At 35.0% G+C, this 14729-nt stretch carries 13 protein-coding genes; 9 read left to right on the forward strand and 4 right to left on the reverse strand.

From position 1 onward, the window contains the following. Positions 1 to 29: 29 nt before the first annotated feature. Genes M900_RS04715 through M900_RS04730 form a run of 4 tightly spaced genes read left to right on the forward strand, consistent with a single transcriptional unit; the run spans position 30 to position 4759 of the window. Complete coding sequence (locus M900_RS04715; RefSeq protein ID WP_084703462.1) at positions 30 to 1469, forward strand: radical SAM protein; 1440 nt, start codon at positions 30 to 32, stop codon at positions 1467 to 1469. Beyond that, complete coding sequence (locus M900_RS04720) at positions 1459 to 2505, forward strand: radical SAM/SPASM domain-containing protein (RefSeq protein ID WP_034731347.1); 1047 nt, start codon at positions 1459 to 1461, stop codon at positions 2503 to 2505. The genes M900_RS04715 and M900_RS04720 overlap by 11 nt, the downstream gene beginning before the upstream one ends. After that, on the forward strand, positions 2505 to 4199 hold the full coding sequence (locus M900_RS04725) for a hypothetical protein (protein WP_021273714.1): 1695 nt from the start codon (positions 2505 to 2507) through the stop codon (positions 4197 to 4199). The genes M900_RS04720 and M900_RS04725 overlap by 1 nt, the downstream gene beginning before the upstream one ends. Then, entirely contained in the window at positions 4172 to 4759 is a 588-nt protein-coding gene (locus M900_RS04730; protein ID WP_021273688.1) for a hypothetical protein, read from the forward strand. The genes M900_RS04725 and M900_RS04730 overlap by 28 nt, the downstream gene beginning before the upstream one ends. Here M900_RS04730 and M900_RS04735 read toward each other — a convergent pair. Genes M900_RS04735 through M900_RS04745 form a run of 3 tightly spaced genes read right to left on the reverse strand, consistent with a single transcriptional unit; the run spans position 4749 to position 7854 of the window. After that, the gene (locus tag M900_RS04735; protein ID WP_021273629.1) at positions 4749 to 5444 is read right to left on the reverse strand and encodes a glycosyltransferase family 2 protein; all 696 of its coding nucleotides are present in this window, start codon (positions 5442 to 5444) and stop codon (positions 4749 to 4751) included. The genes M900_RS04730 and M900_RS04735 overlap by 11 nt on opposite strands. After that, positions 5441 to 6883 (reverse strand): NTP transferase domain-containing protein, encoded by a 1443-nt coding sequence (locus M900_RS04740; RefSeq protein ID WP_021273698.1) that lies wholly within the window; start codon positions 6881 to 6883, stop codon positions 5441 to 5443. The genes M900_RS04735 and M900_RS04740 overlap by 4 nt, the downstream gene beginning before the upstream one ends. After that, on the reverse strand, positions 6883 to 7854 hold the full coding sequence (locus M900_RS04745) for a class II aldolase/adducin family protein (RefSeq protein WP_021273617.1): 972 nt from the start codon (positions 7852 to 7854) through the stop codon (positions 6883 to 6885). The genes M900_RS04740 and M900_RS04745 overlap by 1 nt, the downstream gene beginning before the upstream one ends. A gap of 93 nt (positions 7855 to 7947) precedes the next feature. On the opposite strand from M900_RS04745, the gene M900_RS04750 reads away from it, so the two are divergent. Genes M900_RS04750 through M900_RS04760 form a run of 3 tightly spaced genes read left to right on the forward strand, consistent with a single transcriptional unit; the run spans position 7948 to position 12441 of the window. Beyond that, positions 7948 to 9585 (forward strand): radical SAM protein, encoded by a 1638-nt coding sequence (locus tag M900_RS04750; RefSeq protein WP_021273730.1) that lies wholly within the window; start codon positions 7948 to 7950, stop codon positions 9583 to 9585. Beyond that, positions 9578 to 11197 (forward strand): radical SAM protein, encoded by a 1620-nt coding sequence (locus M900_RS04755; RefSeq protein WP_021273682.1) that lies wholly within the window; start codon positions 9578 to 9580, stop codon positions 11195 to 11197. Before M900_RS04750 ends, M900_RS04755 begins: the two co-directional genes overlap by 8 nt. Then, positions 11194 to 12441 carry a radical SAM protein gene (locus M900_RS04760; protein ID WP_021273703.1) on the forward strand — a complete coding sequence of 416 codons (1248 nt, stop codon included), beginning with the start codon at positions 11194 to 11196 and terminating at the stop codon, positions 12439 to 12441. Before M900_RS04755 ends, M900_RS04760 begins: the two co-directional genes overlap by 4 nt. Here M900_RS04760 and M900_RS04765 read toward each other — a convergent pair. After that, positions 12416 to 12763, reverse strand: coding sequence for a 2Fe-2S iron-sulfur cluster-binding protein (locus tag M900_RS04765; protein ID WP_034731351.1), 348 nt, complete (start codon positions 12761 to 12763; stop codon positions 12416 to 12418). The genes M900_RS04760 and M900_RS04765 overlap by 26 nt on opposite strands. A 108-nt stretch (positions 12764 to 12871) precedes the next feature. Between M900_RS04765 and M900_RS04770 the strand changes: the two genes are divergently transcribed. Then, complete coding sequence (locus M900_RS04770; RefSeq protein WP_021273630.1) at positions 12872 to 13978, forward strand: Glu/Leu/Phe/Val dehydrogenase; 1107 nt, start codon at positions 12872 to 12874, stop codon at positions 13976 to 13978. A 71-nt stretch (positions 13979 to 14049) separates the two neighbouring features. Continuing rightward, positions 14050 to 14709 carry a hypothetical protein gene (locus M900_RS04775; protein ID WP_157680544.1) on the forward strand — a complete coding sequence of 220 codons (660 nt, stop codon included), beginning with the start codon at positions 14050 to 14052 and terminating at the stop codon, positions 14707 to 14709. The last annotated feature ends 20 nt before the right edge of the window (positions 14710 to 14729 follow it).

Below are 14729 nucleotides of genomic sequence, written 5' to 3' on the forward strand. Positions count from 1 at the left end.
GAATTTAACATTGTGATAAAATTTAAACAATGAAGATATCTCAAAATGATCTCATATATTTCATACGTTTAGACAGGGACGCCTCGAGAAGAGTTGTCGAACCTCGACATCTGCACCCAGCTTTAGATATCAAATATTCAATGGAACTACTCTCTGAATTTAATAAAGAATATCATGATCAGTGGATAGATATGCTTTCAGAAGAAGAGTTAATTGCTAAAGTTGTGAAGTCTGGATGTCGTATTGCTATAATTCGAGCTACATCATTTTGTTTTGAGGAATCTTTATCACTAAGTAAGAAACTTCAAAAAAATAATATCATTACTATTGCTATTGGCCAGCAAACAACCCAGTTATTAAAAATTTCAGAATCATTAGCTACTGATTCATATCGTTATATTTTACACGGTGAAACTGAGATTGCAGTTAGAGATTTGATAGTCGAACTTACAAAGTGCGATGATGATAATGAACTTAAGTCTAAGTACTTTGAAAAATTTAAATCTAATTACTACCATATAGTTGAAAAACCTGAAGAACTTCCACTTTTAACTTTTACACAACAGGAGCATCGTTCATATCCTTTTCCATTTCCTGTAAGAGGTGGTTTCTTCAAGAAATGGGCATATCTATTGTCTGCTTGGGGTTGTCCGCATAAATGTGATTTTTGCACTTTGCTCGTTAGAAAGTCTACTGGTGACAATTTGAGAAGACGTTCACCAGAGCGAGTCGTTGAAGATATCGAAAATCTTGTAAGGCAAGGTGCAGATTTTATTGTTATTGAAGACGATACATTTTTTTGCAATCGAAATCATTTACGAACTATTTGTCGATTAATTATAGATAAAAAGATCAAAATCTCATGGATGTGCAATGCACGAATTGATGAGATTGATGAGGAATCGCTAGCTCTGGCAAAAGAAGCGGGACTCAAACTTGTTAAGGTTGGAATTGAGACAGGAAGCCCCCGTGTAATTGAGAAACTAGGTAAATGTAAGAGTGGCACTACATGGTTGGAGAATATTTCTACATCATTTAAGCTCTTCGAACAATATGAAGTTGGAGCAATCGGACTTTTTATGGTTGCGACACCAGGTGAAGAAATTGAAGATTTTAGACAAACTGTTGAATTGTTAAGGACGATAAACCCTGATTATATTCAAGTTCAAATTTTCACGCCTTACCCTGATATTAAATATTATAAGGAAGTTGAAAACTTCGTAAATTCTGAGAAAAGCTTTTATCATTATAAAGTGCCAGAAGTTAAGTTATCTAAGATTACAGAGTATACCGAGAGTGAAATGCAAAATCTCTTGTATCGTCGTTTCTATTTAAATCCTAGATATATTTATCGTCATCTAAGATACTGTTGGCGTTATTATACAAACGCTAGCTATGTAAGAATGTTGACGCGAAAGCTTTTTGAAAAGTTTAGCGATATCTTAAGAATAAAAAATTATGAAGCCTAGTACTTACTATCAACTTATTAGATGGCATGTTTTATCTTGGTTTGTTCCTCAAAAAATTAGTCGCCGATCACCATATAAATTAATGATTCAGTTAACAAATCTTTGTAATTCAAAGTGTAAAAACTGTCTTATATGGACACATGAAGTGAATAAGAATCCAGACTATAAGGAAGTTAGTGTGGATGAGATTGCCCATGTCATGTCCGAACTCAAAAATGATCTATTCTGGGTTGCCTTCACAGGAGGGGAGCCTACATTAAAAAAAGCTGAGATTTTTGAGCTTCTAAAAAGGGCAGTTGAAATATGTCCTCGCATGCGAGTGGTTGCTTTTACCACTAACGGTCTCAAGCCAAATGATGCGCTAGAGATCGCATTAGAAATTAGAAAGTATAATCTTGATAGTATTGTGACAATAAGTATGGATGGTGATGAAAAGACCCATGATCATATTAGGGGTATTAAAGGAAATTATCAGTTGGCACTTGAGACGTATAAGTTACTCAGAGATCATGGAGTAAAAGTTCACTACGGACTGACTGTGGGAAAATTAAATCATGATTATATCAAAGAACATTATCAGAATGACGGAAAGAACATTAAGGCCATTACGTTTACCCATATGAATGGTATTTATTCATATAGTGGAGATGTTAACTCGTCTCGTATACTTGATAGTCTTAATATTATTATGAAGAGCTATAAAGTCGAAAAATTACATGAAATCATTGAATTTATTTATCTGAAAATTTCAAAGAAATTTTTTATAAAAAAAATGAGAAAAAATATTATTCCATGCTCCGTGATGAAATCTACAATAGATATTATGGCCGATGGTGAAGTTGTACCATGTATGTTCTTACCAAAAATAAGCGATGCTCAAGATTTTAAAAAAGAAATGTTGTTCTCGGAAAAAGGACAGAAGATTATTGATGATATAAAGAGAGAAAAGTGTCCTAAGTGTTGGATGAATTGCTACGCACCTCACTCAATTATCGAGCATCCAGTAAAATCAGTTATACAGGCGGTTATTAATTAATGAAGATGCCAGCAATGATTTTGGGACTTTTCTGCTTTTTCTTTTCTATTATTGATACGGAAATTTTACAGCAGTTGATCACAGTTAAATTGAAACAGCCTCCCGTTGTGAAATTAAGCCCTATGTGTGACAAGGTTAAAGTTCTGGTTGAGAAGAGAGGCGATGCGACACCTAAGAAACGAGATAAAGAGATCTCTTGTGAGTTATTAGATTCTTATATTTATAACTCTAACTACTTATTATTAAATTTTGGAGATAGTTATAAAGGTTTTATTGAAGTTAATGGTTATGCTTACATTGTAAGTCCAGGAGAAGATGTAACTGTCGTTTCGAACAGTCTGGCCCGTATGTATATTGTTATAAGAATAGGATTAGCTATCTTATTATTGTTTTTACTTCGTCGAAAGTATTTTTATGAGCTTTATCCCGCAGTTGTCGTGACTAGTTTGATTTTGCTATATTTTCCAGGAGGGGGGAGTTTTGATATTCTAGGTTATTTGCAAATTTATAATAACTTTCCAAATTATCTCGATAATGAATATTCCTTAGCCCGAATATTTCCATTTCTCGTAACTCAATTTTTAAGTAATAGTATTTTTGTCTATAAGTTAATGCAAGTATGTCTCTGTTGTTTCGGCATTTTACATTTTATACAAAGTCTAATTCGAGACAAGAAGTTGCAACTTGTGTCGTTTACTTTTGTTGTTGTGTTAGGTTGTCTTTTTAGTTTGGCCTATTCTTATACTGACTTGATCTTTACGGGCTTACTGTTTTTGAAGTTGTCCTACTTGACTTCACTGATTAAAGAAGGAAAAGGTTCGTCTCATTATACTTTTGTAAGCATCTTACTCGCTGTATATCGTAAAAACTCGATTGTCTTGTTAGCTTTTGATGTAGCTCTTTTTTTCTTTTTGAAACTATCTCGAAGGTATGTTGCTGTCTATATGACTGCCTTTGCTTTAATTTACAGTTTGAGTTATGGGGTATTTATTGATGAGGCTGATACTGGTTATAGTGGTTATGCTGTTCTTTATGAACTACACCCCTTACATAGTAAGTATCCTGAAGAGCTTGCGTGGTTGAGACCATACTTTAGGGACGGGACTCTTTCTAAGCCACGTAAAAGTTCCTTGATTCAAACTTATTATCGTGGGGATAAGCTTGATGATGATCTAATTGATAGGGAGTATATAGCCGAACACTATGAAGTGATTCATCAGAATTATTTAACTTTTGCAATTGAACATCCATTAGAAGTTCTAAAACAGAAATTTATCTTATTTTCATACTTTTTGGGCATGAATGTCGGTACTAATAGCTATCAAAAGAATGTAGATATGATTAGTTATTTCAATAATAATAATGGGGATTTTAGATTCTTTAATAAGGATCGTTCTCGAGAGGTTTCAATTTTTAAATTACAGGAGTTTCGAATCTTTCAAAATATGATGAAGTATTTGTGGATACTTCATATCGTCTTTATATTATTTCTAGGATATGCAGCGATAAAGAAAATGAAAATTGAATTGCTAGTTCTAAGCTGTGTCTTAGTATATACATTATCTTTTTTAATTTTCAGTCATGGCTTCTTGCTACACTATTCCTATTATCTGATTGTGATTACGAAAGTTTTCTTTTTTAAATTTTATGAGCTTTGGAGAGAGAAGTGTCAAACTTTATCATTCACAGAATAAATTCGATAAATGAGTTGTTAACTATTCCATGCGAATATGGCGTAGAAGTTGACTTGCGTTGGCACAATAATAAGATCGTTCTTGCACATGATCCTTGCCTAGTCGAAGAGAAATACGAAGATCTAGAGTCGTATCTTAAAAAGTTTGCACACGCATATATTATTTTGAATATAAAAGAGACTGGGTTTGAGGTTAACGTTGTTGAAATCCTCAAGAAATATAATATTAAAAATTATTTTTTTCTAGATATTCAATTTCCAGCCGCTGTTAAATTATTACGACAGGGAATTACAAAGTTTGCTCTAAGATTATCAGAGTACGAAAATCTTGATTCTGTTGATGACTTAATCGCTTTTCCAAGCTTTGTATGGGTGGATTGTTTCACAAAATATCCAGAAAATAGTACAATAAAGAATATTCGAGATAAGGGAATCAAAGTTTGCTTTGTAAGCCCCGAGCTTCAAGGGCACCAGTTTGCACTCGCTAATCAGTTGATTGTAACTGATGATGATTATATTTGTTGTAAATTAGAAACTGTGACGAGTTGGACTAGTAGGTAAATCTTCTCTTTATCGAGAAAACCACAACCCTAGTTATAAATTTAACGACAGACATCGGCCCCTTATTCCATTTCGATGCGCCATGAAGGCGAGAAGGAAAGAGTGTTTTCATTCGAATAATCTTAAGATCTTTTTTAATCGCTTCAGTGTAGAAAAAGAGATCAAGTGAAAAGTCGTTAGGATAGTTTTTCATTGCTTTGAAAAAATATGCAGGAAAAATATTTGGTTGAGCATTGATTTCATATATCTTTTTTTGAAAAAGAAGTGTCTCAAAAATACTCATTCCAATACTTAGTATAGTGTCGAGAAGTGGTCTGCCAGAACGTCTTCCTTTAATATAAACTTGTAATGTCTCAGACTCGAGAAGAATTTGATAGGCCCTATATATATCCATCGGGTCTGTTTGAAGGTCTGCGTGTGTCCATCCGATAAAATCGCCTGTGCATTGCTTAAGACCTTCAGTGATACCGAACCCATAGCCTTTGTTGACTGGAATATCGACAACTTTAATGAAGTCATGTGGCTTGGCGTGATCAGTTAGTACACTTACAGTGTTGTCAGTTGACCCATTGTTAACAATTACGAGTTCAAGATTTAACTTTTTACTGACCTTACTAAATCTATTAATCAATTCAGGAATATTGGCCGCTTCGTTATAGCACGGTGTAACAATAGAAATCTTCATCGTGAACTTAACTCCTGATAGCATGATTTAAAGTAGAAGAAAGATTCATATTCATTAGGTGTTCCAAGACTAATAAAGTGCTTTACTGGAAAAGATGAAACCTTGAGATTCTCTTTGATTAAATAGGGTACTAGAGAATCAACATAGTATTCGCCATTAATCTTGTCACACTGGTTTAGAAGCTCTTGGTAAGCTTTTTTAAACATTAACGCCTTTTTAAAATAGAAAAGACCAACAATTGCTTGATCTTTTAAAGGTGTCTTTGAAATTGGAGTTTTAACACTTACACCAGTAACCATGTTTTGGTTATCTGTTTTAAGCCATCCGTAATGTTCTGGTCGTGTCATCATGTTAGGATGATTAGTGAATGAAAAATAAATAACATCACTTTGGACCTTAAGCTTATTGAAAGCTTCAATATCAAACTCGGCACAGTTATCGCAAACCCCTACGAGAATTTCACTGTCATCTGCTATGTGTTTAACGGCCTCATAAACACTGCAGGCCTGACCTTCTGTAGGTGTTAAAATTTTCCTAAGAGCTAGAGGTTTGAATCTATCCAAGTAATCAGCTTTATCATCAAGCGTGATGAAGTGGTATTTCTTTGCCTCCTTCACATGTCCAGCAGTGAATTCAATCAGAGTCATATCTTCAATCGGTAGGAGGTGTTTTGGTGTTGCGTAGTTTGCACTAGCAAAACGGCTACCTTTTCCTGCAAGTGGTACTATGTACTCAATATCGGGTATTCGTTGCTCAGATATTTTGGCGACATCGAAATAGTGATACCAGTTTTCAAATAATCTTATTTTGGATTTCGAATCTAGCTCTAAATTGATGACATCACCATATGTCTCTTTCTGTATGTCAGATTGGTCAAATATTGATTCTGTGTGAAAGTGATTTAATGAAATTGATTTCTTTATAAAATCTTTAAGAAGTTTAAATGTTTTAAAATAATAAAGACCGCAAGAAACATCTTCACTATGTGGTATTTGAGTAAACGATTTCTTATGTCCAATTTGAATTTTTTGACCACTAACATTTTTTACGAAAGAATAATCTTGAGAGTCGAGTCTGAAAGGGGTCTGGTGTTTGGAGATAAAAAGTATTGTGTCTTTAGTGGAATCAATTGTGGACTTGAACTTCTTGTAATCAAAGAGGACAAGAAGGTCACTATAATGAATGAAAACTTCATCATTTTCATCGATACTGAGATGACTAATTGCGCTTTCAATAGTTTGAAGTGGGCCTTTATTATTCTTTGCTACATTAATATTTATAGTCCCCGAAATCCTCTGATCAACTTCTTGTGAGATGGAATAGAAGTTAGTCTTTTCGGGAAAATTATTTTTGATGTGCTCAAAAATAGTCTTGTTGAGGAAGAGCCTGGTAAGACAGTCCTGGTGAATTTGAGAAATGGGAATGATTACAGATGTCATTATCTTCTCGCTTTCCCTAGTGCCCAATTAGATATTCTTTCGACTACTGTCTTGTCCAGAAAGTTAATATTACTTTCTTCGAGTGCCAGACATATTTCAATCTGTGCTATGGCCAATTCTTCAACTTCTGTTCTTTTTACAGCGTCTTGCTCAAGTAGAAATAGATAGTCATTATAGACTAACACTTTTTTGTTACTGGTATTTTTAATATTCTGGTCTTCTGGACTATCGCCAAGGTGAATAATGATATCTGGACTGAGGTAATTGCCAAAACAGCTTGGAAGCTTCTCTTGCCACTGAGAGGTATAGAATTTAATACTTTTCTTTTGAAGAATTCTAAACAGCTTCTCAGCAGCTTCAAAATAATCGATATGAAAATTAGTATATTGAATTAGTGAATTGATCTTCTTAAAAGTAACGTTTAGAAGAGTCTCTAGTTCTTGGTAGGAATCAGTGCTGATAATAATTCCATGATTTTGCATGAAGATAACTTCTGGAATGTGTCCAAGTTTTGAGATTTCTTTTTTTAGCTCTATTCCTAACTCAAGGCCCGGATGAGCGTAGTTAAGGCAGAGTGCCTTTGGAAAGTGCTGTCCGATATAATTTTTCCAATCATTTCGACAAGAAAGAATGAGTGAGCCTATCTGATGAAGATGTACAGTATACTTTTTAAGTTGGACATGTAAAAAAGTTTCGATACTTGGTCGTAAAGAGTCTGCATCGAATTGTTGATAGAAATTTTTTTGATGTGAATCGAGATCTGAATTTTCTAATAGTAAATTATTAAAGGCATCCATCTCCGAACTAAAGAAATCATCGATGGTATTTATATTGCCCATGTGTCTGCCACTTGGTTTAATGTAAATTTTATTTCCCTCTTTAAAGGATATATTTCCCCCGTTAGACTGATTATAGTCTTTTCTTAATTCGATGAGTTTGCACAGAGAAATAATGTGGTCTAGGTTTTCCATGTTTATCATCTTAACAAATAAGCTAAGATATTAAAATTAGGAGTTTTTTTCTATTTCTGATCATGATTCTAAGTTCTATGAGATAATTAATTAATGGAAATTATTACGTTTATAAGAATTGAAAATAAAGAGTTCGAGCTGTATCAATTACAGGGACTTATGTATCCGCCAATGTGGGCGGTGACGCTTAATTCTTATCTGATGAAAGAGTTTTCGCAACAGTTAAAAAGCGAGTTAGTTGACCTTCGCATTCAAGAATTCAAGGAAATTAAACCTTCATCATATTACTGCCTGTCTGGGATGAATCAAGATTTGCACGTATTAGCCGAGGTCGCCGATAAACTTAGAAAATTAAATCCTAGGGCCAAGATTCTTCTTGGGGGTCCGATTACCTGGTCATTTGAGCAAGAGGGAAAACTTTCAGAATTAAATTTTGCTGATCATATCTTCATTGGAGATGGAGAAGTTGAGTTTGTTGAATACTTTAAAAAAGATTTTGCGAAGATAAATATCTCAAGAATTATTAATGCGGAGACTAAGTTTAATCTTTCTGATGCAATCGCATTTGATGAAAAGCTTTTTTCGCATCTTATTCCATATTACTCAGGTGGCTGTGTAGAGGTTTCACGCGGTTGTCCATTTCTATGTGAATTTTGTGATATTCGGGTAATGCCTGATAATAATCGCTCACATTGTAAATCTATTGATGTCATTATGGATGAGCTAAAAGTATTTCAACGTAGCGGTCTGAACTTTGTTTTTATGGCCTGTGATAATTTTAATGGTGATGTGAAGTGGGCCGAAAGGTTATGTGATGAGATTATCAAATGGCGTGCTATTGAAGATGTCAAAATAAGTTTTTATACTTGGTCGACAATAAATATATGCTACCATCCAAACTTATTGAAGAAAATGAGGCTTGCTGGAATTGATACGCTCTTTATTGGTATCGAAAGTTTCCATCAAAACTCTCTTCTTGAGACCTCGAAAGTCCAAAATACAAAGTTAGATCTCATTGAGGCAAATAAGCTTATTCAAAGTTATGGATTTATTCTATATGCCGGTCTTATTATGGGCTTTGATAATGACCCTGAAGATATTGCAAGCATTCAGCTTGAAGGACTGGAGAAATCAGGGTTAATCTCGGGGGACATAACACCACTTCTTGCATTGCCAGGGACACCTCTGTACAAACGTCTGAAAGATGATGGACGTCTAAGAGTGCATCAAAAATCATCACTTGGTTATAAGCGCTACTCCAGCAATATTATCTTCAATAGACCAACTGACGTAATTAAAAAGCAACTGAAAGAATATTTAAATGGCTATAATAGAGGAACTTTTCAACGTCGTCGCTATATAAACTTTTTAAAATCACAGCTGAGTGAACAAAGAATTGATAGCAAAACAGGAGACTATGCTTCACTATCTGAAGTATTCAAAATTGTAATTCGTGAACCTGCAGTTCTTCTAAATTACATTAAACGAATGATGATGGTATTTATTAATCTCGAAAGGGCCGCTAATTTTATTTTTGCATCGGCCTATACACTATATTTCTCGATTCGTTACTTTAACTGTATGTCTTATTTTAAGTTTTGGCTCTTTGCTTGGACAACTTCATTGCTTAAGAGTTTAAATATCCCAGAGAGTGAAATTGATCTTCAAGGAAATCATGAAATCAAGGAAACAAAACTTCAAGTATTGAAATTAAAGGTGGCAAATGAGTAAGAGAAAGATCGCACTTATTTATCCACTCGATGATAGTTTGCCACTGCAATCAACAAGCTATCGTGTTTATATGCCTCGCTATGGAATTCTCGCTGTCGCGGCAAGACTTATTAACGAAGGTTATGAAGTTCAGACATACTGTGAACAGTCGGGTAGTGAGGTCGACTGGAACTTCGTTCAGAAGGCAGATTATGTTTGTTACTCAATCCTATCCTTTAGTGCTTTTAAGGCATATGAATATACTCAGAAGGTTTCACAAATAAATCCAAAAGCTATTCAAATTTATGGTGGCTCCCATGCTTCACTCGCTGCAGATGATTGTCTTGATCATGTTGATTACGTCATTCGTAATGAGGGAGAAGAGACTCTCGTTGATCTTCTCTCAAAGCTTGAGCAAGGAAATAGCGTAAAGGATGTATTAGGGCTGAGCTTAAATTTTGAGGGAGAGAAAAAGCATAATGTTGCAAGACCTTTTATTAGTGATGTTAATCAGGTCTTAACCGCGGATCTAATTAAGAATTATAAAAAGAGAAGTATAGGAACTTATATTAAAGACATCTTTACTATTGGAATGCCGAGATTCAATGTTGTGGTATCTCAGTCTAGTCGTGGCTGTCCCTTTGACTGTAAGTTCTGCTTTGTGAAAATTGAACTTGGAAAGCAGTATCGTCGTAAGACCCCAGAGATGGTTCTTATGGAAATTGAAAATGGGATTAATCAACTTGGATCGAAATATGTGATGTTTGTTGATAATGATTTTTGTATAAGTAAGAATCATACGTTGGAAGTTCTTAAACTTATTGAAGAGAAATACTACGGTGACATTGACCTCTTTATTTTCACAAGAATAACGGTCGCATTTGATCAAGATATAGTAGAAGCATTTAAAAGAGCTGGGCGTGTATGCTTAGCCCTTGGAATTGAGTCAATTGAATCTGACACGCAGACAGAATATAAGAAAGAGTTCTCAAATAACTCAATTGAGAATGCCTTAAAAATATTGAATGATAATGGGATTAAATATCACGCCCTCTTTGTTGTTGGTTCAGACTATGACACTCAAGAGAGTATTGATAAAATTTTAAAGTTTTCTATCAAAAATAATGCATTCTATATGGGACTTCAGATTCTTTATGATTTTCCACGAAAGGAGATTGTGACCAAGTCGGAGCAATGTATTCCAGATCATCGTTATATTCATCATGATTGGAGATTCTTTTCTGGAACTTTTGTTATTCATTTTCCCAAAAAGATTAGGCCTTCTGTTTTACAAGAATCAGTCGTTAAGGCCCATATGGATTTTTATAAGAAGAGCAAATTCTTTATTCAGTTCTATGCAACCAAAGGAATTATGCGCTCATATATAAAGTACTTGCGGATGATTGAGCACGGACTTTACGACGAGAATGATATCCTTGATGAAGCGAAACTAGAAAACTGGATACAAGAAAAGAAAATTGAGATAAAATTTAATCTCTATGATTATCTACTAGAGCTTGGTCGCTTCTATGCGATGAATATTTTTAGAAAAGATTCGTGGATGTACTTATTAAGTATTGTAAAGCCAATGCAAAAGCCAAAACTTGAAGAACACTCAGAGGAAGCCGCATGAGTAAGAAATACTGTGTTATATCAACAACTGAAGGTTGCGCAACGAATCTCGTTGAAAATTCGCAGTACAAAAATTCAATTGGTCAGGCCGGAGCTCAGCTCGTAAGTAATGTTGAAGAGGCCGATGTTGTTATCTATAATACTTGTGGCTATTCTCAACAGATGGAAGACCGAGCGGTAGGTGAGATAAAGAAAGTTCGCGATCTTTATCCTGAAAAAAAAATCGTCGTTGGCGGATGCCTTCCAAGTATTAATAAAGACTCTCTAAAAGATATATATGATGGTGAAACTTTTCGCCCTGGGGATATAAAAAAACTCTTCAGTCTCTCAGATATCGATTACGACCTTATTCCTGAATTCGATGAACAAATTGGCTTTGATCCAAATGACTTCTCATCTTTAAGTTTTAAGCATCGCTTTTTAAACTCGGTGAGAAATATCTATTTTGGTATCGAGAGGGCTTTCGGTGGAAGATTTCAACCTCTCTCAAATATCGTCGAGTCGGCAATCGTTAATAATGAATATCAAACGGTAACTGTGAGCACTGGTTGCCTTGGTGAATGTTCTTTTTGCTCGATCAAGATGGCAAAGGGCTCGGTTAAGAGTCGCCCACGTACAAAGATTGTCGAAGAAATTCGCTCGGGCCTACAACTGGGCAAGAAGAAATTTTGGCTTCTTGGAGATGATATCGGATGTTATGGTCAGGATGTCGGGGATAATATTGCCAATCTTCTTGAAGACATTCTAAGTATCGAAGAAGATTTTTCTCTAGTTCTAAACTATATGGAGCCTATGTTTCTTGAGAAGTATTACGATCGTCTGATAGTGCTTCTTTCTGATACTCGAGTGAAAAATATCAATTTCCCAATACAGTCAGGTAGTAAGAAGATCGTCTTTAGTATGAGAAGATTTTATCATCCACACAATATTTTGAAGATGATGGCAGAACTTAGAAAGGTTAACTCGCAAATTGTGCGCAAGACAAATATCATTGTTGGTTACCCCGGAGAAACCTTCTCCGAATATATGGAAAGTGTGAAGGCCGTTTTTTATTTTGATGCTTTAGTTGCTTTTAGATTCACTCCGAGAAAACATTCGCTTGCAGCGAAGCTTCCCGAGCAATTAAATAAATTCGTTATTGGCTATCGTTTTTGGTTTATCAACTTGGCAATTCTTTTAAGACATAGTGTGGTGGCACTAACTTCTTTGAAGAATAGAGTTACTTCTTCAGTGCCGCGATCTTAACATCACCATTACCATTTAGTCTCGCGCGACAAGAAAGTCTTACTTCTTTGCCAACGGTAAAATGATTTGGATTTTGGTCCTGATAATCTTTAACGATATTGGAGATAGTGTTTCCTTCGATAACACTCTTTCCTGCGACGTTATCACTTCCTTCGATGATCAAGATTCGGCAAGAGCCACAAGATCCGGCCAAGCACCCGTGGGGTAATTGACATCCCTGATTATCTATTGCGTCATAGATAATGTCACCAGTTTCGACTGTGAATTTCTTTTCACTATTCGAGATTTCATTACCTTGCTCATCTATTTCTACTACTGACACGGTGGGCATATTACTTTTATCCTTTAGCTAGTAAATTTCATCGTTATTACAACCTTATCGACTCATATTTGAATAACTTAAGTGAGTGAGATTATTGAAGGAGGAAGCATGCTTAGCTTCGAGAGACTTTATAAAGACGGACATGAAGAAGTAATTTTTTTTAGTGACCCAAGCTGTAATTTAAAAGTAATTGTTGCGATTCACAATACTGTTCTTGGACCAGCTCTTGGTGGAACTAGAATGTGGAATTATAAGAGTGAAGAAGAAGCCCTAGATGACGTACTAAGACTATCAAAAGGGATGACATATAAAGCTGCTGTTTCAGGTTTAAACCTTGGTGGTGGTAAGGCCGTTATTATCGGTGATCCAGAAAAAGATAAATCAGAAGCTCTATTTAGATCTTATGGTAAATTCCTTGAGTCTTTAAATGGTCGTTACATTACAGCTGAAGACGTAAACACAAGAGTAGAAGATATTGAGCATATCTTCACTGAAACAAATAACGTTGCTGGTGTTGCTGAAGTTCACGGTGGATCGGGGAACCCGTCTCCATGGACAGCAAGAGGTGTTTACAGAGGTATTGAAGCTTCTTGTTTAAAAGTATTTGGTGATAAATCTCCAAAAGGTAAAGTTGTTGCTCTTCAAGGTGCTGGATCTGTAGGTCGTTTCCTAGGTGAGTACCTATATAATGAAGGTGCAAAAGTTTACGTTTGTGATATCAGTGAAAAGAACCTTGAACTTTTCAAAGAAAAAGTACCAAATGCAGAAATCGTTGGTGTTGATGAAATCTACGACGTAAAAGCAGATATCTATTCTCCATGTGCTCTTGGTGCAACAATCAATGACAACACAATTGATAGACTTCAGTGTAAAATCGTAGCTGGTGCTGCAAATAACCAACTTGCAGAAGCGAGACACGGACAAATCCTAATGGATCGTGGAATTCTTTATGCTCCAGATTACCTAATTAATGCTGGTGGTTTAATGAACGTTTCAATTGAATTTGAAGGATGGTCTGCAGATAAAGCTGTAAGAATGGTTGATTCAATCTTTGATACAACTCTTAAGATCTTCGCAATCTCTGATGAACAAAATATTCCAGTTTATAAAGCAACAGACATTCTTGCTGAATCAAGAATCGAAGCTATTAGAAATATAAGCGGAAAGTATTTAGGGAATCTATCTCACCGTTTCCCTGGAAGAAAAACTAGATAATTTTTCATATAAAAGACCCGCTTCGGCGGGTTTTTTTTCGTCAATTTTTGAAAGTCGTATATAATTAAATGATGAAGTATAGTTTTGTTTTCTTGTTATTCTTATTATCTGTTCCGACATTCGGACAGAAGCTCAAACTCTATACAATTGAAATCCCAAATATTAATACTCAAAATGCACAGTCCTATTACTATAAACTTATCACAATGATTAAAAAGGTTAGTGGTGAGGACTTTGAAGTTGTTTTTCTCCCTCCTTCAAGGGCAATTAGAAAATTTAATCAGGATCGAGAGTCTTGCTTTTTTCCATACTCAAAACAAGAAGAATCGAGTCCAAAGACCTTGATCTTTTCAAGACCCCTTGTAGATCTTGAACTTTTCGCCATTACAAAGAAGAGTAGCGAGCTAGTGACGAGAACTAATATCTATAAGAAAAAACGAATCGCTTTAAACTCTTCCTTTCGCAATAGTTTTTTCTTTCCATCAGATTTCAAAGTTTACTATGTCGAGACTGAAGATCAGTTATTCTTTATGCTTGATCATGATAGAGTTGATTATATTCTTGAAAGTGTCCCTGATATTTATCTCTCTTTCGGGGGAAAAGAAGAATTTTTTAAAAAATATAAATTTGATACAAACTATAAACATCAAGTACTAAAGGATTACTTCGCTTGTCATAAGGGCTCAAAGCGAATCGAAAAGCTGATTAAAACCATCAACAATAAGCTCTAAATATTTAGGAATAATCTGCC

Source organism: Bacteriovorax sp. Seq25_V, from assembly GCF_000447795.1.
In the GTDB taxonomy this organism is placed as follows: domain Bacteria; phylum Bdellovibrionota; class Bacteriovoracia; order Bacteriovoracales; family Bacteriovoracaceae; genus Halobacteriovorax_A.